The organism is Micromonospora violae, from assembly GCF_004217135.1.
Taxonomy (GTDB): Bacteria; Actinomycetota; Actinomycetes; order Mycobacteriales; family Micromonosporaceae; genus Micromonospora; species Micromonospora violae.
Genome location: NZ_SHKK01000001.1, coordinates 3,980,859 through 3,997,959 on the forward strand (window position 1 = coordinate 3,980,859; position 17,101 = coordinate 3,997,959).

21 protein-coding genes, 1 other RNA gene and 1 pseudogene are annotated in these 17,101 nt (G+C 69.8%); 6 read left to right on the forward strand and 17 right to left on the reverse strand.

Annotation, left to right across the window (positions count from 1 at the left end):
* Positions 1–69: 69 nt before the first annotated feature.
* The 3 genes from EV382_RS17485 to EV382_RS32795 all read right to left on the reverse strand — a co-directional run bounded on the left by EV382_RS17485 (position 70) and on the right by EV382_RS32795 (position 1,663).
* Positions 70–1,089 carry a mechanosensitive ion channel family protein gene (locus tag EV382_RS17485; protein WP_130403262.1) on the reverse strand — a complete coding sequence of 340 codons (1,020 nt, stop codon included), beginning with the start codon at positions 1,087–1,089 and terminating at the stop codon, positions 70–72.
* A gap of 222 nt (positions 1,090–1,311) precedes the next feature.
* Entirely contained in the window at positions 1,312–1,488 is a 177-nt protein-coding gene (locus EV382_RS32790) for a hypothetical protein (protein ID WP_165435812.1), read from the reverse strand.
* A gap of 19 nt (positions 1,489–1,507) precedes the next feature.
* Positions 1,508–1,663, reverse strand: coding sequence for a hypothetical protein (locus EV382_RS32795; protein ID WP_165435813.1), 156 nt, complete (start codon positions 1,661–1,663; stop codon positions 1,508–1,510).
* 277 nt (positions 1,664–1,940) lie between these two features.
* On the opposite strand from EV382_RS32795, the gene EV382_RS17490 reads away from it, so the two are divergent.
* A complete protein-coding gene (locus tag EV382_RS17490) occupies positions 1,941–2,492 on the forward strand; it encodes a hypothetical protein (RefSeq protein ID WP_130403264.1) in 552 nt (183 codons plus the stop codon).
* Positions 2,493–2,628: 136 nt separating this feature from the next.
* On the opposite strand, the gene EV382_RS17495 is transcribed toward EV382_RS17490, so the two are convergent.
* Complete coding sequence (locus tag EV382_RS17495) at positions 2,629–3,000, reverse strand: VOC family protein (RefSeq protein WP_130403266.1); 372 nt, start codon at positions 2,998–3,000, stop codon at positions 2,629–2,631.
* An 84-nt stretch (positions 3,001–3,084) separates the two neighbouring features.
* Between EV382_RS17495 and EV382_RS32800 the strand changes: the two genes are divergently transcribed.
* Both EV382_RS32800 and EV382_RS17500 read left to right on the forward strand, forming a co-directional pair.
* On the forward strand, positions 3,085–3,231 hold the full coding sequence (locus tag EV382_RS32800) for a hypothetical protein (RefSeq protein ID WP_165435814.1): 147 nt from the start codon (positions 3,085–3,087) through the stop codon (positions 3,229–3,231).
* Positions 3,228–3,617 carry a hypothetical protein gene (locus EV382_RS17500; RefSeq protein WP_244236738.1) on the forward strand — a complete coding sequence of 130 codons (390 nt, stop codon included), beginning with the start codon at positions 3,228–3,230 and terminating at the stop codon, positions 3,615–3,617. The genes EV382_RS32800 and EV382_RS17500 overlap by 4 nt, the downstream gene beginning before the upstream one ends.
* Positions 3,618–3,728: 111 nt before the next feature.
* Here the strand turns inward: EV382_RS17500 and EV382_RS17505 are convergent, their stop codons facing one another.
* The 4 genes and pseudogenes from EV382_RS17505 to rnpB form a co-directional block, all read right to left on the reverse strand.
* Positions 3,729–4,379, reverse strand: coding sequence for a hypothetical protein (locus EV382_RS17505; RefSeq protein WP_208758439.1), 651 nt, complete (start codon positions 4,377–4,379; stop codon positions 3,729–3,731).
* A 32-nt stretch (positions 4,380–4,411) separates the two neighbouring features.
* Positions 4,412–4,581: pseudogene (locus EV382_RS34085) on the reverse strand (site-specific integrase); the annotation flags it as partial.
* Positions 4,582–4,701: 120 nt separating this feature from the next.
* A complete protein-coding gene (locus EV382_RS17515; protein WP_244236739.1) occupies positions 4,702–4,917 on the reverse strand; it encodes a hypothetical protein in 216 nt (71 codons plus the stop codon).
* 607 nt (positions 4,918–5,524) lie between these two features.
* An RNA gene (gene rnpB / locus EV382_RS17525) (RNase P RNA component class A) lies at positions 5,525–5,941 on the reverse strand.
* A gap of 127 nt (positions 5,942–6,068) precedes the next feature.
* Between rnpB and EV382_RS17530 the strand changes: the two genes are divergently transcribed.
* A complete protein-coding gene (locus EV382_RS17530; RefSeq protein ID WP_130403270.1) occupies positions 6,069–6,830 on the forward strand; it encodes a sulfite exporter TauE/SafE family protein in 762 nt (253 codons plus the stop codon).
* Positions 6,831–6,843: 13 nt separating this feature from the next.
* Here the strand turns inward: EV382_RS17530 and EV382_RS17535 are convergent, their stop codons facing one another.
* Positions 6,844–8,067, reverse strand: coding sequence for an MFS transporter (locus tag EV382_RS17535; protein WP_130403272.1), 1,224 nt, complete (start codon positions 8,065–8,067; stop codon positions 6,844–6,846).
* A 54-nt stretch (positions 8,068–8,121) separates the two neighbouring features.
* On the opposite strand from EV382_RS17535, the gene EV382_RS17540 reads away from it, so the two are divergent.
* The gene (locus EV382_RS17540; protein ID WP_130403274.1) at positions 8,122–8,586 is read left to right on the forward strand and encodes a MarR family winged helix-turn-helix transcriptional regulator; all 465 of its coding nucleotides are present in this window, start codon (positions 8,122–8,124) and stop codon (positions 8,584–8,586) included.
* 49 nt (positions 8,587–8,635) lie between these two features.
* On the opposite strand, the gene EV382_RS17545 is transcribed toward EV382_RS17540, so the two are convergent.
* On the reverse strand, positions 8,636–9,526 hold the full coding sequence (locus EV382_RS17545) for an NmrA/HSCARG family protein (protein ID WP_130403276.1): 891 nt from the start codon (positions 9,524–9,526) through the stop codon (positions 8,636–8,638).
* Positions 9,527–9,613: 87 nt separating this feature from the next.
* Between EV382_RS17545 and EV382_RS17550 the strand changes: the two genes are divergently transcribed.
* The gene (locus EV382_RS17550; RefSeq protein ID WP_130403278.1) at positions 9,614–10,150 is read left to right on the forward strand and encodes a TetR/AcrR family transcriptional regulator; all 537 of its coding nucleotides are present in this window, start codon (positions 9,614–9,616) and stop codon (positions 10,148–10,150) included.
* Positions 10,151–10,260: 110 nt separating this feature from the next.
* On the opposite strand, the gene mctP is transcribed toward EV382_RS17550, so the two are convergent.
* From mctP to EV382_RS17585, 7 genes are all read right to left on the reverse strand, one after another.
* Positions 10,261–11,910 carry a monocarboxylate uptake permease MctP gene (gene mctP, locus EV382_RS17555; protein ID WP_130403280.1) on the reverse strand — a complete coding sequence of 550 codons (1,650 nt, stop codon included), beginning with the start codon at positions 11,908–11,910 and terminating at the stop codon, positions 10,261–10,263.
* Positions 11,910–12,152 (reverse strand): DUF3311 domain-containing protein, encoded by a 243-nt coding sequence (locus EV382_RS17560; RefSeq protein ID WP_130403282.1) that lies wholly within the window; start codon positions 12,150–12,152, stop codon positions 11,910–11,912. The genes mctP and EV382_RS17560 overlap by 1 nt, the downstream gene beginning before the upstream one ends.
* A 161-nt stretch (positions 12,153–12,313) precedes the next feature.
* Positions 12,314–13,486 (reverse strand): bifunctional RNase H/acid phosphatase, encoded by a 1,173-nt coding sequence (locus tag EV382_RS17565; RefSeq protein WP_130403284.1) that lies wholly within the window; start codon positions 13,484–13,486, stop codon positions 12,314–12,316.
* 3 nt (positions 13,487–13,489) lie between these two features.
* On the reverse strand, positions 13,490–14,227 hold the full coding sequence (locus tag EV382_RS17570) for a zinc ribbon domain-containing protein (RefSeq protein WP_130403286.1): 738 nt from the start codon (positions 14,225–14,227) through the stop codon (positions 13,490–13,492).
* A complete protein-coding gene (locus EV382_RS17575) occupies positions 14,217–15,053 on the reverse strand; it encodes a Nif3-like dinuclear metal center hexameric protein (RefSeq protein ID WP_208758631.1) in 837 nt (278 codons plus the stop codon). The genes EV382_RS17570 and EV382_RS17575 overlap by 11 nt, the downstream gene beginning before the upstream one ends.
* Positions 15,054–15,171: 118 nt before the next feature.
* On the reverse strand, positions 15,172–15,744 hold the full coding sequence (locus tag EV382_RS17580) for a flavoprotein (protein ID WP_130403290.1): 573 nt from the start codon (positions 15,742–15,744) through the stop codon (positions 15,172–15,174).
* Between the two features lie 16 nt (positions 15,745–15,760).
* Positions 15,761–16,990 carry a helix-turn-helix domain-containing protein gene (locus EV382_RS17585; RefSeq protein WP_130403292.1) on the reverse strand — a complete coding sequence of 410 codons (1,230 nt, stop codon included), beginning with the start codon at positions 16,988–16,990 and terminating at the stop codon, positions 15,761–15,763.
* Between the last annotated feature and the right edge of the window lie 111 nt (positions 16,991–17,101).

Here is a 17,101-nt window from a genome sequence, read left to right on the forward strand (position 1 = left end):
CCGGACCCGATTGCGGAGCCGGTCAGCGAGGTCCGTGGCGGCTTCCCGCGCCAGGTCGGCACCCGCAGCTCAGGGCTGGTACTGGCTGCGGGTGCGGGGTAGCCACTGGGGGTGCTGGTCGCGTAGGTAGCGGATCAGTCCCTCGCGCAGGTCGCAGCGCAGGTCCCAGGCGCTGGCGCCGTCGGCGGCCGAGGCCTGCACCTGGATGACCACGGTCTGTGGGGTGGCGTCGACCATCTGGAGCACCCACCGGTCTCGATCCCACAGCGGTGAGGACTCGACCAGTCGGCGCGCCTCCTGGCGCAGGTCGTTCAGGTCCGCGGTGTGGTCGACATGAATCTGGATCTTGCCGATCACCCGCGACTCGTCGCGGGTCCAGTTCTGAAACGGCCGCTCGGTGAAGTACGTGGTCGGCAGGATGAGTATCCGTTCGTCCCAGAGCCGGATCACCACGTTGGTCAGCTTCACCTCCTCGACCCGGCCCCATTCGCCGTCCACCACCAGCACATCGCCGACGTGTAGGCCGTCGGCGAAGGCGACCTGGATGCCGGCGAACGCGTTACCGAGCGCGGTTCGGGCGGAGAGGCCGATCACCGCGCCGACCACCCCGGCCGAGGTCAGAATCGAGATGCCGAAGAGGCGTACCGGCCGGAAGGTGATCAGGATCAGACCGATCGCGAGGACCGTGACAACAGCCACGGTGAGCCGCCGCACCGGACGGATCTGGGTCCTGGCCCGCCGGACCCGCCGGCTCGTGGCCAAGTCGCCCGGCAGCCGGCTGAACGCGACCGCTTCGGCGACGTGCAGTGCCCTGACCACCAACCACGCACCGACGGCGATCAGGACCAGCAGAATGGCGTGCCGCAGATGACGCGGCCACCCGGCCAGTCCGGGCGGCAGCGCGTAGTACAGCGCCCCGACCAGCAGGACCGTGGCTGCCGGGCGGCGACAGGCGAGCCGCAGCGGCTCCAACAGCCACTTGTAGCGGCCACGGGCCACCCGGCGAACCAGCACGCCGGAGGCCAGGTCCACGACCACGGCCGCCGCCAGCACGGCCAACACGATCAACACGATCAACACGGTACGCATCAGAAACCGTTCACCGTGATCCCGATGCCGCCTCTCCCGGGTTCGCGACCGCACTCCCCGGGTTCAGGGTGCCATCAGACCCGGCGGCAGGCGGCGGATATCCGGAATGCCAACCGGCCGTGACCGACGTCCGGTGGCCGACACGCGCCCTCGTCCTTTCTTCACGATCACCGGGAGACAGGGCGCAGACGCGGTCCAGAGGGATCAGCCCACCAGCGCGGGTCAGCATGCGTCCCTTCCGAGGCTCGCGAACTCCTCGATGGCCACACTCCGCTGCTCCTCGCCGCCGTCCACGATGTCGGTGATCAGCACCGATCCGGGCCGCAGACTTTCCACCTCAGCGAGCCGGAAGGTCATCGAACGCGAGGTGAAGCTGCTGTCACTGGCGACTCCGTACATCCGGAAGACCGCGTTCGGGTCAGGGGCCGGATCGGGTGGGAACCCCTCCAGACGTACCACGGTCGGCGAGGTCGCGGCTCGCGGCACGGCGTACCGTCGTCCCGGCCAGCACGACCATCGCAACGACCGGCACAGCAATGATCCGCCGCGCCTTCATCAGCACCTGAACGGTCATGCCCCGAAGGTCGCAGCGCCGAGTCAATCTGCGACCCCAACCACGTCACAAACTGACGACGGTTAGTGACCATCCCCGCGCCCCAGGGCTATTCGCTGGCCATGCGGGGAGTGCGGGGCGGCTCGGTTGTCAGCCAAAGTACGGCCCGGCGGCGGTGAAGGGCCGACGTCGCATCCCCTGACCAGCCACACCCGCAGTCACCAACCCGACAGACCGTCGTCCCACCGCACCCGCGCCGACCAGCATCAACGGTTGATCACAACGTGGGGAGCACACCGTGACCGACCAGTACCCGCAGCAGCAAGCCGCCCAGCCGTACCCGCAGGCCCCGCCCGCCTACCCGGCGCCGCAGCAGTGGCCCAACCCGCCCGCCGACACGCACGGGCACCCCGGGCAGGAGACACCAACACCGCCGGTTAAGCCGAGCCACACACCGCTGATCGTCGCCGGTGCCGCGGTCATCGCCGTGCTCATCATCGGTGTTGGCGGGTGGGCCGCGTACGACCGGTTCATCAAGGAGGACTCGGGAATCGCCGCGTGCAGGGCGATGGCCGAGGACAAGAACATCGATGGCAGCGCCAAGACGTCCGGTGACGACGACAAGATGACCGAGGCCGAGTATCGGGAAGCCCGCAAGATTTTCGAAGACTCCCGGTACGACAAGATCCGCGAGCATGGGACGGCGTTGATGGACATCGCCTGGCAGGTGGATCAGATGCCGGACGGTGAGAACGGTGGGGCGTTGGCGTTGCTGGGCCCAATGGGCACACACGTGTCCGGGTTGCAGACGGCGTGCGCAGACGAGGGCTACATCGTGAAGATGGGTTGATCACCTGCACCGACTTCCGGCATCACCAGCATGGCGTCCACTGCGCCGGTATCAAGACAATCCCCTGCCGGCGTGGGCCGCGGGCGCGGGCGCGGGCGCGGGCGCGGGCGCGGGCAGCAAAGTGGCGGATCAGCGGTCAGGCCACCGAGTCCGGTGTGAACGGTGTCAGGCAGAACGGATGGCCGGCCGGATCGAGCAGCACTCGCCACCGAGGGTCGGGCTGCTCCGGCAGCGCGGCCCCGAGCGCTACCGCCCGCTCCTCAGCCATCCGGAGATCGTCGGCGGTGAAGTCGAGGTGCACGATCGCCGTTCCCGGCCAGACTGGGGGGACGTAACGGGCGACGTGTTGTGCTACCAGCACAGCCCCGTGCACCTCGATCCCGACGCTGGACTCCTTCGCCCACAACTGGCGGCCTCCAAGCAGTGCCCGGTAGAAGTCGGCAAGCCGCTGCGGGTCGGGACAGTCCAGCGAGATGGCCACCAGCCTCACCGGGCGGAACTCGGTCACAGTGGCACCCTACGACCTCTGTCCCACATGCGTGTCCCACATATGCCGGTCCTGGGAAACCGGGATCTCCCCACGGTCGGCGGGGTGACGGTCGTACCAGTCATGCGGCACCTACAGGACTGGCTTGCCACCGGGTCACCCGGTCACCGGGATGAGGCACGTCAGGAGACACCCAATCTGATCGCGCTCCGCAGCCGTACCCTCGTGGTCGTCGAGGAGGTTGCCCGGTGACCATTTCGTGGAGCGCCACGTCTCCGACGTCAGGGAAGTTCGCTCCGGTGGAGCGGTCGGACGTCGCCGGCCTCATCGAGCGGTTCGACGAACTGCGTGCCCAGGGGCGCGGCTACCTCGAAGTACAGGGCAGCACCGTGTTCCCTGTGCTGACGCTCGGGTTCGCGGGTTCTGCGGCGGTCGTCCATCTGATGACGGACGAGGCCTCCATTTCCCTCCTGGCCGCCAATGAGCCTGCGGAAGCAGATGCGGCAGTAGTGGTGCTGGACGACCTGGTCGACTTCACCGCGGACTTCGTTCTCAACCTCGCCCGCGCCTGGCAGGTTGTCGAAGAGTTCGTCCGCACGGGTGATCTTCGTCGGGCAGGAGAGTGGCACGAGTTGTAGTTCGCCCATGGGCGGATCACCCCCGCACGTTGGCGCAACGGCCAAGCCGGCACGAGGCTTGCTGAGCCGGCACTCAGGGCGCCTCCAGGGCGTCAGGGCGTCGTCAGGGCGTCAGAAAGGATCACGTCGCCCGATCGCCGCCTCAGGTCGAACCTTGGCGGGGTCGACATCCCACCGCAGAACGGCCCCGGACGAGTGGCCATTGGTGATCGTCACCGGGTAGACGTGACCCGCCGCCCGCTCTCCCCGATGGCGCATCGAGTGATCACCCTCGTTCCAACCGATGCCGAGGACGGAGCAGCCACCGACCTCGACCGGGCCGACGTGCAGCGGATGGTTCGCGGCAGACCGACGGAAGTTGTCGTAGTCAGTAGGCGGCTCCGTGGACAGGCCGACCCACGAATCGAGCGCGACAGCGTCGCCTAGGACCATGCCGCACCGGTCGGCCGGTAGGTCGCCGAGCAACCGGTTGGCGCTTTCTCCGCCCAGACGAACCTCAAGCATCGTGATGACGGTCTCGCCGAAGAACGGCGACGGCTGGGTGGCCGCCAGCACGGGAAGGCGACGGTCGGTGTCGACAGGTACGGCAATCGCCTCGAACAGCCATTCGTGGATATGGCCACCACCGGTGGCGGCAACCGCCGCCGCACGATCGGAAAGCCGTTCCCCGATGCTCGGCCAGATGTCGTCGAGGTGCCCAACCATGGCGAGAACCAGGACACCAGATGGGGCAGCGACCGCGCCCAACTCGACGAATTCCACGCGGACGAGTCTGACGTTCAGGTGCGGCACTGTCACGGGCGCGGATCCGAATCGTCAGCCGCAGGCCGAAACAAGCTGTCGATCGCGTTGCGTGTCCGCTCCTCACTGGCCGGCATCAGGTGCGTGTAGACCCGGAGGGTGAACCCCGGGTCGGCGTGGCCGAGTACGACGCAAGTGCCTTGATGCTCTCCCCCGCATCAAGGCACCGCGCTCCGCGCGGTGCGGGGCGGCAAGCCCGGCCGGCGGCAAGCCGCCCCGGCCGCCTACGGCGCCGGGGCGGTAAGCCACCGACAGCCGCCGGGACACCGCCCAGGGTCGGACCTCAGTCCAGAGCCAGTTCGCCCGGGAAGTGCTCACGAAGCGCGGCGATCGCATGGCGCAGGCAGTAGTCAAGGCTGTTGCCGTCGACTCTGATCGACGCACCATCAAGCCCCTCGCCCGAGATCACCACGGTCCAGGGCTTGTGCTCCCGTTCCCCGTCAATCTTGACAAGCCCGACCAGACCCATCTCCCCCAGGTGCGCCAGCAGCTCCGGCAAGCACTCGTCCCACCCCATCCACGGATGGGACCACGAAGGCCGCTACGGAAGCCAGCGGGTCGGCCTGGTCGCGGGGTCGGGGCTTCCGGCTGCCGCGCCAGTCCAACCCCGGGACTGGCTTGCCACCGACCTGTCGTGGGCGCCGTTCTCACTGCCGCCAGTACGCTGACACGCCATGCGATATCCGCCGGCCCGCCATCCCACTGGGTCATCGAGCTCAGAAGCGGCGCCCTCATCAACCTATGGGCGGACGCCTTCAGCGTGGAGAACGGGCACTACCTCTTCGGTGTCCTGGTCGACGCGTCCCCCGAGGAACTCCGCGAGGTTTCGGTGACCGCATGGCCGTCCCCAGCCCCCGGCCGATTCGAGATCCTCGTGGCGAAGATCCCGGAAGCCGAAGTCGCCCGCGTGGAAAGCGCCCCGGCAGGCAAGCTCCCGAGGAGTGTCCGAAGCTCTCCTAGATACGGCAGCACCGAGCCACTGCGAGCCGGCGCTCAGGGCGTCTCCAGGGCGTCAAACGCCGGCCAAAGTTGACCAAGAACGACCATCGACGCCCAGACATAGAACCAGCTCCGAGCCTTGATCAGGTCTCTGAGCTGTCGGGCGACGGACGAGTCGACCTGTACGCCGGATTCTGTGCGCGACGCGTACCCACAAGGGGTTTGCGCCGGCGGCGGCCATCCATCTCGGCCTGCCGTTGCCGACAGGCTCTAGCGGCCTACCCGCAGACATCGGGCGGGCAGCCCTCAAGCGTCTGCGCCGGGTCGTCATCTTGCGGTGACGGCCCTTGCTTGGCCTTGCTCCGGGTGGGGTTTACCGAGCCACCCCGGTCACCCGGGGTGCTGGTGGGCTCTTACCCCACCGTTTCACCCTTACCGTCCCCGTTGGGGTCGGCGGTCTGTTTTCTGTGGCACTGTCCCGCGGGTCGCCCCGGGTTGCCGTTAACAACCACCCTGCCCTGTGGAGTCCGGACGTTCCTCGGCGGCGGGCCGAAGCCCGCCGACGCGGCCGCCCGGTCGACTCGTCCGTCGCGCTTTCATCCTAACGACGGACGCCCCGCCGGTATTGCCGCCCCGCCTGGGCAAGATCGCGCAGCTCATGAGCGGTCCGGCGAATCCTCCTCGCGAGGCGACGGCTAGCCTCGTGGGGCTATGGATCTCTCCCACGCCGCGCTGCTGCTCGCCGCCGGTCTCGCCGCTGGCACGGTCAACGCGGTGGCCGGTGGCGGTTCGCTGATCACTTTTCCGGCGATGATCGCGGTCGGGTTGCCTCCGGTGCCGGCGAATGTCAGCAATTCCGTCGCCGTGTTCCCTGGCTATCTGGCCAGCGTGGCAGGCAGCCGGCAGGACCTGCCACGCCCCCGGGCGCTGGCCACGCTGGTGCCCACCACCATCGTCGGCACGATTCTCGGGGCGTTGCTGCTGTTGGCGACCCCGGCCCGCGCGTTCGAGCTGGTCGTACCGTTTCTGGTCCTCGGGGCGACCGCGGTCCTGGCCTTTCAGGATCCGCTGCGCCGGCTGGTCGGGCACCCCCGGGATATGTCGCCACGCCAGCGGACGGTCGCGGTGCAGACGATGGTCGCGCTGGGGGCGGTGTACGGCGGGTACTTCGGTGCGGCGCTCGGGGTGATGCTGGTGGCCGGGCTGGCCCTGGTGTTGGACGCGACCCTGGCCCGGGTGAGCGCAATCAAGAATCTGCTCTCCGCGGTGGTGGGGTGCACGACGCTGGTGGTGTTCGCCCTGTTCGGCCCGCTGAACTGGGCGGCGGTCGCGGTGGTCGCGCCGGCCACCCTGATTGGGGGGTACGCGGGCGCCCGGCTGGTCCGTCGGCTGCCATCGGTGGTGCTCAAGACGGTGATCGTGGTGTTCGGTACGACGATCGGCCTCTACCTGCTGTGGCGCGCCCTGAACTGAGCCCGCCTGGCGGTCAGTAGGTTTCGCCGACGGGTTCGTGTTCGGTGTCGGCGGCGGCGCGGTTCCAGCGGGACCAGAGGACCCGCTCGCCGTAGCCGGCGGCCATCACGTGCGCGAAGGCCAGGTAGACGAGCACGCCGACGGCGAGCACCCCGAAGCCGACCCAGAACGGCAGGGCCAGCGAGTGTTCGGCGAGCTTGCCGGAGATGATCGGCGCTGGTGCGGCGGCGCCCCAGCGGACCAGATTGAACGCGCCGGTGGCGACGCGCCGGTCGCTGGAGCCGAGGCCGAGTGCCAGGTCGGTGAGGTTGGCGTTGGCCATTCCCATGCAGAGTCCGGCGAGCACCAGCACGATGATCGCTTCGGCGGTGCTGGTGGAGGTGGCGAAGAGGACCATGCAGACCAGCAGCCCGGCGATGGCCACGCCGACGGTCTGCACCGCGCCGATGCGGTGGGCCAGCCGGTGGCCGATCACCAGGATGCCGGTGGCCAGGCCGAGACCCCAGCCGGTGAACGCGAGCCCCAGCGGGATGATGTCCAGCTTGAGGAAGAGCGGGGTGTAGCCGAGCACCACGAAGAACACGAAGTTGTAGGCGGCGGTGACCGCGCAGAGGGCGATGAACGCCGGGCGGCGGTAGGTGGCGAAGATCTGGCCGACGCGTACCGGGGCCTGCCGGTTGGTGGGTTCGCGCAGTTTGCGGGAGGCCACGGCGAGGGCGAGGACCATGAAGACGCCGCAGACGAAGAACGGCAGCCGCCAGCTGATCTCGCCGAGCAGGCCGCCGATCAGTGGTCCGACGGCGAAGCCGAGGCCCAGGGCGGTCTCGAAGAGGCCCACCACCCATTCCCGGTCGACGGCCAGGTTGACCAGCACCACCATGGCGGTGGCGAAGAACATCGCGTTGCCCAGGCCCCAGACGCCGCGCAGCACGGAGAGCTGCACGATGGTGTCGCTGAACGAGGCGAGGATCGCGGCGACGCCGACCACGGAGACGCCGGTGATGAGCACCGGCTTGAAGCCGAACCGGCCGCTGGCGAGGGTCGCCGGGATCATGCCGACGGCCATGACCGCGATGTACGCGGTGAACAGCAGCTCGACCTGCCAGGCGGTGACGCCGATGGCGTCGCCGATGGCGGGCAGGATCGGGTCGACGACGGCGATGCCGGCGATGGCGAGGAAGGCCACCAGGGTGGTGGCGTAGATGGCACTGCGGTTCGGTTCGGAACGCCGGTCCACTCCGACTCCTCAATTAGCTGTATGCTACAGGTACTTATTCTGTATCATACAGCTATGAGCGAGGACCACGACGAGACCACCCTCGGCCGGATCGAGACCGAGGTGGCCCTGCTGATGCGCTTCGGTGAGGCCACCCGGCGGGCCACCGGCACCGCCGAGCACCGGGTGCTGGACCGGGCGGCGTACGTCATCCTGCGTCACCTGGCCGACGCCGGCCCGCAGAACGTCTCGGCGCTCGCCGCCCGGCTCAACCTGGACGGTTCGACAGTCACCCGACAGGTGTCCGCGCTCCAGCGCGACGGACTGATCACCCGTACGCCGGACCCCTCCGACGGCCGCGGCACGGTCATCTCCCCCACCCCGGCCGGCCTACAGCGGATGGCCGCCGTGCAGGCCGCCCGCACCCGGCTCTACGGCGACATGCTGGCCGACTGGACCACCGATGACCGGGAAACCCTGGCCCGGCTACTGACCCGCCTCAACCAGGCCCTGGTAAACCGCAACCGCCCCCGCCCCTGACCGCCAACCCGCCGCGGTCGGCCCGACCCGCACCCGACCCGGCCGCGCCTCAGGAGAACGTCCGCCGCGCCCACGTGCGGAAGTCGGTGGTGGACAGGCCGAGAGCGTGGGCCATCTCCGGACGGGCCGGGCTCCCGTTCTCGTTGATCTGCTCGACCGTCTTGACCATGGCGGGCAGCAGGCCGCGCTCGACGGCCTCCTGCGGGGTGAGCACGGGAGCGGTGACCGCCCGGCCGGTGACCTCACTCAGGATCGCCGCGACCTCGGTCATGGTGAGCAGATCGCCGGCGAGTTCGACGTCCAGGCCGTCGAACTTCCCCGGGTTGGTGAACGCGACCGCCGCCGCTTCGCCGATGTCGTCGACCGCGATCCACGGCATCCGCGTGTCCGCGGCGAAGCCGGTGATGATCGTGCCGCTGGACCAGTCACCGAAGAGGTAGGACCAGCCGAGGAGGTTCTCCATGAAGGTCGAGGGCTTCAGGATGGTCCAGTGCGCGAAGCCACCGGAGCGCACCATCTCGTCGATGGCCGCCTTGCTCTCCCAGTAATGCGTGTCCCACCGACCCTCGGCCCATCCGGGCTGGTTGCGGTGGAAGTCGCCGGCACCCGAGACGCTGCTGTGCACGACGTGTGACACGCCGGCCCGGCGCGCCGCCTCGATGACGTTGCGGCCACGGGTCACCTCGGCGTCGCCCTGCATGTTCGTCACGTCCGGATACGGGATGGAGAAGAGGCCGTCCATCCCCTCCGCCGCGGCGAGCAGCGAGTCGGCGTCGTCCAGGTCGCCCTTGACCAGTTCGGCACCCCGATCCCGCAGAGCCTGGGCGGCGGCGGTGCCGGGATCACGGACCAGGGCGCGAACCGGGACACCACGGTCGAGCAGGGCTCGGGCCGTGGCCCCGCCCTGCTTGCCCGTCGCGCCGATGACGAGAACAGCCATGATGCCTCCCCACGAAATAAGTGGGGTGGCCCCCCACTTTTCGTCGGCTACGATACGGTGGGCCACCCCACTTCTGCAAGGCGGGTCATGAGAGCGGACGCACAACGCAACTACGACCTCATCGTCACGGCAGCCTCCGAGGCGATCGCCCGCGACGGCGCGTACGCCTCACTGGAGGAGATCGCCCGATCCGCCGGGGTGGGCTCGGCTACCCTGCACCGGCGCTTCCCCACCCGGTGGTCGCTGCTCCAAGCGGTCTTTCGCGGCTGCATCCGCAACCTGGCAGGGCGCGCCGGAGATCTGCTCGCCGAGAGAGACGCCCTCGACGCGCTGACGACCTGGCTGCACGAGGTCACCGCCTACGCCACGACGACCCGCGGCCTCGCGGAATCGCTCCTGAACGAGCCCGCTGAGGAGTCCGAGGCCTGCGGCGCGATACTCGTCGCCGCCGGTGAACCACTGCTCCGCCGAGCCATCGACGAAGGTTCGGTACGGCCCGACATCACCATGGCCGACCTGATCATCCTCGCCAACGGCATCTCACTAGCGGCGCAACCGATAGGCGAGGCCAAAGCGGCCCAACTCCTGACCCTCGCCCTCCAGGGCATCGGGTCAGCGGACTGACGCGAACCGGCCCCTCGTCGATCATGGAGTTGTGGTGGGGGACGACTGCCGTAAACAGTCGTCAATCAGGCACCACAACTCCATGATCGACGCGGAAGGGGCCCCCGGGGTTAGGCGACTGGTTCGCGGGCGGAGTCGGCGTCGCGCTCGGTGCCGGGGGTGACGCGGGGGTCGCCCTCGTCGGCGAAGTAGTCGTCCGGCTCGGTGCCGTCGACGCCCTCCTCGACCTTCGCGGCCCGCAGCGCCAGCGTCACCAGCGCCGCCACGGCCAGGTTCACCGCCACCGCCACGATGCCGACGTAGATCGTCTTGGTGGTGTCGAACCCGAACTCCGACAGCGGGAACGCCGAGCCGCCGAAGTGCTTCCGGGTCGGGCTGGCCACCTGGTAGAGCATCCACATGCCCAACCCCATGCCGATCGCCCAGCCGACGATCAGGCCGGTGCGGTGGAACCAGCGGGTGTAGAGACCCAGCGCCACCGCCGGCAGCGTCTGCAGGATGATCACGCCACCGATCAGCTGGAGGTCGATGGAGAACTGCGGGTCGAGGAAGACGATGCAGGCCACCGCGCCGACCTTCACCACCAGCGAGGTGATCTTCGAGACGTTCGCCTCCTGGGCCGGGGAGGCGTCCCGCTTCAGGTACTCCTTGTAGATGTTGCGGGTGAACAGGTTCGCCGCCGCGATCGACATGATCGCCGCGGGCACCAGCGCGCCGATGCCGATCGCCGCGTACGCGACACCGGCGAACCAGTCCGGGAACTGCTGGTCGAACAGCAACGGCACGACGGTGTTGTTGTCCACGCTGCCGGCCGACGCGCCCGGCAGCGGCTTCACACCGGCCGCGATGGCCATGTAGCCGAGCAGGGCGATCAACCCGAGCAGCAGGCTGTACGCGGGCAGCGCCGACATGTTCCGCTTGATCACGTCGCGGTTCTTGCTGGCCAGCACACCGGTGATGCTGTGCGGGTAGAGGAAGAGCGCCAACGCCGAGCCGAACGCCAGCGTCACGTACTGAAGCTGGTTGTTGCCGTTGAGCAGGATGCCGTCGTTCGGATTGGGCGAGGCGTCGAACTTCGCGTCCGCGGCGGCGAAGATGTCACCCCAGCCACCCAACTTGTACGGCAGGTAGACGATCGCCACCAGGATCACGATGTAGATCAGGCTGTCCTTGACGAACGCGATCAGCGCCGGCGCGCGCAACCCGGACTGGTACGTGTAGGCGGCCAGGATGGCGAACGCGATGATGATCGGCAGGTGCCGGGCCAGCGCGTTCTCGCCGGTGACGCCCATCGTCTTGAGCACCGCCTCGATGCCGACCAGCTGCAACGCGATGTACGGCATGGTGGCGACGATGCCGGTGATCGCGATCAGCAGCGCCAGCACCGGCGAGTCGAACCGGTTGCGGACGAAGTCCGCCGGCGTGACGAATCCGTGCCGGTGCGACACCGACCAGAGCCGCACCAACACCAGGAAGACCAGCGGGTAGATGACGATGGTGTACGGCACGGCGAAGAACCCGGCCGCGCCGGCACCGAACATCAACGCCGGCACCGCCACGAAGGTGTACGCGGTGTAGAGGTCACCACCGACCAGGAACCAGGTGATCCAGCCGCCGAAGCTGCGCCCGCCCAACCCCCACTCGTCCAGGTGCGCCATGTCCTTCGGTGCCCGCCACCGGGCGGCCACGAAGCCCATCGCGCTCACCAGCAGGAAGAGGAACGTGAAGACGATGATCTCGGTGAGATGGTCACGCCACATCAGGAACCTCCCCGCTTCTTTGTCATCTGGTAGACCAACGTGGTGGTGCCGACGCCGAGCAGGATGAAGGCCAGTTGCAGCCAGTAGAAGCGGGGGAAGCCGAAGACCCGAGGCGAGTCGCCATTGAAGAAGGCCGGGATCAGCGGCACCACGATCGGGATGAAGAGCAACCAGTTCCAGGGGCTGTGGTCCTTCGCCCTGGCCGGCGCCGTGGTCGGCGCCTCCGGTTCCGGTGCAGCCATCTGACACACCTCCGGTTAGTTCAGGCATTCGCTGTAACGGCCGGAGGCTACGACTCTGTGACGGCGGTCACCTGACCCGCCCGGAGGGTGCTGCGCCGAACGGCCGGCCGGCTGCGCCGAACGGCGCGACCGACCGGCCTGACGGACGGGGTGCGGGGGTTTCAGTCGATGGTGGAGAGGTGGGCGGTGTCGTTGACCGTCCGCACGGCCACGCCGCCGTCGGGCCACATGTCGAGCACCGAGATGCCGGCCGCGTCCAGGAAGAGCCGGTGCAGGAAGCCGTCGCCGGCCGCGAGGGCGTCGCGCAGCATCAGCTTGATCGGCGAGACGTGCGAGACGACCACCACGGTCTCACCGGGGTACGCGGTGAGCAGCCCGGCGATGACGCGGTGCGCGCGTTCGGCGACGTGGGTGAACGACTCCCCACCCGGCGGCGCGATCCGGGGTGAGGCGAGCCAGGCGTCCATCTCCCCCGGCCACTGCTCGCGTACCTCGGCGAAGGTGCGCCCCTCCCACTGACCGAAGTCGCACTCGATCAGGTCGTCCTCGGTGCGGACCGGCACGTCGCCGAGCGCCCCGGCGATCGACGCCGCGGTGGCCGTACACCGGGACAACGGTGAGCTGATCACGGCGGCGACGGACGGGGCCAGCTCGGCCACCCGGGCGGCGGTGGCCCGGACCTGGGCCCGGCCGCGCTCGGAGAGCGGCACATCGCCGCGCCCGGAGTAGCGCCGCTGCTCGGTGTACGGGGTCTCGCCGTGCCGGACCAGGATCAGTCGGGTGGCGGTGAAGGTCGGCCGTGGCTCCCAGGAGGCCGGCGCGGTCGCCGGGTCGCTGCCGGTCGCGGCCGTCGCCGAGGGCTGGCCGGTGGCCGCTGTCGTCGCGGGACGGCCGGTGGCCGCTGCCGTCGTCGCGGGACGGCCGGCGGCGGCGTCCATGGCGGCGTTGGCGAGGGCGTCGGCGTGCCGGTTCTGCTCGCGCGGGATCCAGCTGAACCGGACCGCGGTGAACCGGCCCACCAGCGCGGCGGCCTGGGCGGCGAGCGGCCGCAGGCCGGGGTGCTTGATCTGCCAGCGGCCGCACATCTGCTCGACCACCAGCTTGGAGTCCATCCGGACATCCACCTCGGCCGCGCCCAACTCGGCGGCGGCGGTCAACCCGGCGATCAGGCCCTGGTACTCGGCGACGTTGTTGGTGGCCGTGCCGAGCGACTCGGAGCGCTCGGCGAGCACCTCGCCGGTCTCCGGGTCACGCACCACCGCGCCGTAACCGGCGGGGCCGGGGTTGCCCCGGGACCCACCGTCGGCCTCGACGGAGACCACCCGCGGCGCCACGACCTACAGGCCCGACTCGTTGGTGCGGACCATGATCCGCCGGCAGTCCTCGCAGCGGACCACGTCGTCGGGGGCGGCCTTGCGGATCCGGGCCAGGTCGGCACCGGACAGCTCCAGGCGACACCCGCCGCAGCGGCCCGCGGTCAGCAACGCGGCACCCAGCCCGGTGTCCTCGCGGATCTTGTCGTAGAGGTTGACCAGGTCGCTCGGGAGGTCGGCGGCGAGCGGCTGACGGGCGCCCCGCTTGAACTCCTCCTCCTTGGCGATCTCGGCCAACGCGTCGTCGCGGCGCTGCTCGGTCGCGGCCCGCTTGTCCCGGGTCTCGGCCAGCCGCTGCTCCACGCCGTCCAGGACGCCCTGCGCGGTCTCCCGCTGCTCCATCAGCTCCAGCTCGGCGTCCTCCAGGTCGCCCTGGCGGCGCTTCAGCGAGACCAGCTCATGCTGGAGCGCCTCCAGCTCCCGGGCGGGACCGGTGCCGGCGGCCAGCCGGTTCTCGTCCTTCTCCTTGCGGGCCCGGACCTGCTCGACGTCCTTCTCCAACCGGGCGATGTCCCGGTCCAGGTCGTCGACCGCCACCTGGGCGCGAACCCGCTCGTCCTCCATCGACGACAGCTCCCGGGCCAGCGCCTCCAGCTCGGCCCGCTCGGGCAGCGAGCGCCGACGGTGGGCGAGCTGGGCGAGGTTGGTGTCGATCGCCTGGAGGTCGAGCAGGCGGCGCTGCACCTGAGGGTCAGCCTTCACGGTCGGGCTCCTTGTCGTCCACAACGGGTGCGGCGGCGTGCACGGTCCACGGGTCGGTGTCCAGGTCGGACACCAGCGTCTCGACGTCCAGCGCTTCCCGGAGGAAGGCGGCCAGGTCGTCCAGCCACGGTCGTTCGGTCGCCCAGTGGGCGGCGTCGATCAGAGCGGGACCGTCGGCGGCGAGGTGCTCGCTGGCCGGGTGGTGCCGCAGGTCGGCGGTGAGGAACGCGTCCACCCCGGCGGCGGTCGCGGCGCCGAGGAAGCTGTCCCCCGACCCGCCGCTGACGGCGAGGGTACGAACCATACGCCCGGGATCCCCCGCCGCGCGAACTCCCCAGGACGTGACGGGGAGCACCGCGGCGGCGTGCCGGGTCAGGTCGGCGAGGGTCATCGGCTCAGGCAGCTCGCCGACGCGGCCGAAACCCCGGTCGTCGCCGTGGGCGGGCGAGCCGGGCGCGGGCCGCTGCAACGGGCGCAGACTGGTGAGCCCGAAGCGGGCGGCGAGGGCGTCGGAGACGCCCGGGGAGGCCACGTCGGCGTTGGTGTGCGCCGCGTAGAGCGCCACCCCGGCCCGGATCAACTGGTGGATCATCCGGCCCTTGACGGTCGTCGCGGCGACCGACGACACCCCGCGCAGCAGCAGCGGGTGATGCGCGACGATCATGTCGGCGTCGGCGGCCAGCGCCTCGTCGACCGTCTCGGGCACCACGTCGACCACGCAGAGGACCCGGCGGACCGGGGCGGTCGGCTCGCCGAGCACCAGGCCCACCCGGTCCCACTCCTCCGCCCAGACCGGCGGGAAGCGCCGTTCCAGCTTGGCCACCACGTCGCTCACCGTGGGGGCGGGTCCGCTTGTGCTCACGGCGGGCCAGCTTACCGGCGTGGAGGCCGCCGAGCGGTGACACCCGGCCCGGTCACGTCGGACGGAAGATGTGCCGGGGGCGCTAGGCGGCGCTCCAGGAGACGGTTTGCAGCGCGGCCAACGGCATCGCCCAGGGGAAGGCGTGCAGGTGCTGCTCCCCCGTTCCGGGCGGGTGCAGAGCGATCACATCGTCGCCGAAGAGCACCGTGACACCCCACTCGGCCAGCCGGGCCACCCCGGCCCGAAACGCCGGGTGGCAGGCCATCGCCGCGTTGGTGTACGGCACCGCCACGATGGGGACGCCCTTGCCCTGGGCCTCGACCAGCAACCCGAGCGCCAGCGTGTCGGTGATCCCGGCCGCCCACTTGTTGACCGTGTTGACGGTGGCCGGGCAGACGATCATGGCGTCGGCGGGTGGCAGCACGTCCGGGTCACCGGGATTCTTGTACTGCGTACGCACCGGGTGGCCGGTCTGCCGAATCAGGGCCGACTGGTCGACGAACTTCGCGCCGTCCGGCGTGGCGACCACGCAGACGTCCCAACCGTCCTGTTGGGCGAGGTCGACCAGACGACCGACGTGCCGTGCCAGCGGCGAACCGCAGGCGATGACGTAGAGCACCTCGCGGTGCCCGCTGTTGCGCGTCGCACCGGCCATCAGACCGGCTCCGCGCTCATACCCCTACTCCCATGTGCTCAGCCAACTCCGCTACCGGAGAAGGCGGCGCACCACGTGTGCGACGGAGGATGTCGGACATCACCTCGTGCGCGATCGGCCGGCAGCGGATCTCGGACGGGGCGAGCCGATCACCGAGCAGCAACATCTCGCCGGCGTTCGCCACATCACCGATCTGGGCGTACCCGCGGGCGATGTCGAGCAGGTGGTGGGCGCGGCGCTCGGGCAGCAGCGCGTTGAAGGCAGGCTCCGCAATGCGCAGCTGGTGCACCTCCACGGCGCGCCCCCCGTCGCCCAGCTCCACCGCAGCGGCGGCCCGGTGCAGTTCGACGTTCGTCGGGCCGAACGACGTCCAGTAGTGGTTGTGGTCGCCACCGAGCAGGTTGGCGGCCTCCTGCGCGCAGTTGATCAGATCGTCGACGCTGGCCTGGTCGCCGATGCGGGACGCGGCCATCGCGCCCTGGAGCAGCAGCATCCCGTAGACGGACAGACGGGCCGGGGAGACCGTGTTGCTCCCACCCGGTGCCAGCCGGTTGGCGATCTGGACGTTCAGCTCCAACGCGGGACGGGCCCGCCCCATCGCGACCAGGGCGTTGCACACCCGGGTGGTGGCGATCCCCGCCAGCAGCGGGTCGTCGGCCCGCTGGGCCACCGCCATCGACCGGTCGGCCGCCAACCAGGCGAGCTCGCACTCGCCGAGCTTGCGCAGCACCGAGGAGGCGATCTGGTAGACCTGCCCGAGCAGGTGGGCCGCCTCGGCGGCCTGGTCACCGCCGTACGCGGCGTCGGCGGCCTGGGCGTCACGCAGCAGCTTGGGCAGTGCCCGGGTGAGCATCCCGTAGCGGCCGTACTGGTAGGTGAGCCAGGCGTGGTTGACGGCCTTGCGCATGTCGTCCATCGGCGGCGGGAACGGTGCCGCGTCGAAGTACGCGCTCATCGAGTCGTAGCGTTCCAGCGCCGCCCGGATCTCCTGCACCTCGATCTGGTCGATGCAGTTGAGGGCGTCGGCGCGCCGCTCCGGGTCCTTGCCCAGCAGCAGCTGCACGTCCATCTGGAGGATGTCGGCGATCTCGTAGAGAACGGAGAACTTGTCCAACCGGCGGACGCCGCGTTCGACCTTGTCCACCCAGCTCTTGGACTTGCCCAGCCGGTCCGCGAAGACCTGCTGGGACATCTTGCGACGCCCCCGCCAGTAGGCCACTCGCCGTCCTATGGGTAGCTCGTCCATCTCCCCATCCTCCCCTGCCACCGACGATCGATCGAGTCGGGGCGATGCCCGCGGGTGCGGCGACTGCCGTTCGCATTCAGATTTTCGCTGGTCGCACAGGCTGTACGTCAG

Excerpts from the sequence above, each read along its gene's own strand:
- EV382_RS17485 (WP_130403262.1), bottom strand. The coding sequence starts at position 1,089 with ATGCGTACCGTGTTGATCGTGTTGATCGTGTTGGCCGTGCTGGCGGCG.
- EV382_RS32790 (WP_165435812.1), bottom strand. The coding sequence starts at position 1,488 with ATGTACGGAGTCGCCAGTGACAGCAGCTTCACCTCGCGTTCGATGACC.
- EV382_RS32795 (WP_165435813.1), bottom strand. The coding sequence starts at position 1,663 with ATGACCGTTCAGGTGCTGATGAAGGCGCGGCGGATCATTGCTGTGCCG.
- EV382_RS17530 (WP_130403270.1), top strand. The coding sequence starts at position 6,069 with ATGGATCTCTCCCACGCCGCGCTGCTGCTCGCCGCCGGTCTCGCCGCT.
- EV382_RS17540 (WP_130403274.1), top strand. The coding sequence starts at position 8,122 with ATGAGCGAGGACCACGACGAGACCACCCTCGGCCGGATCGAGACCGAG.
- EV382_RS17545 (WP_130403276.1), bottom strand. The coding sequence starts at position 9,526 with ATGGCTGTTCTCGTCATCGGCGCGACGGGCAAGCAGGGCGGGGCCACG.
- EV382_RS17550 (WP_130403278.1), top strand. The coding sequence starts at position 9,614 with ATGAGAGCGGACGCACAACGCAACTACGACCTCATCGTCACGGCAGCC.
- mctP (WP_130403280.1), bottom strand. The coding sequence starts at position 11,910 with ATGTGGCGTGACCATCTCACCGAGATCATCGTCTTCACGTTCCTCTTC.
- EV382_RS17560 (WP_130403282.1), bottom strand. The coding sequence starts at position 12,152 with ATGGCTGCACCGGAACCGGAGGCGCCGACCACGGCGCCGGCCAGGGCG.
- EV382_RS17580 (WP_130403290.1), bottom strand. The coding sequence starts at position 15,744 with ATGGCCGGTGCGACGCGCAACAGCGGGCACCGCGAGGTGCTCTACGTC.
- EV382_RS17585 (WP_130403292.1), bottom strand. The coding sequence starts at position 16,990 with ATGGACGAGCTACCCATAGGACGGCGAGTGGCCTACTGGCGGGGGCGT.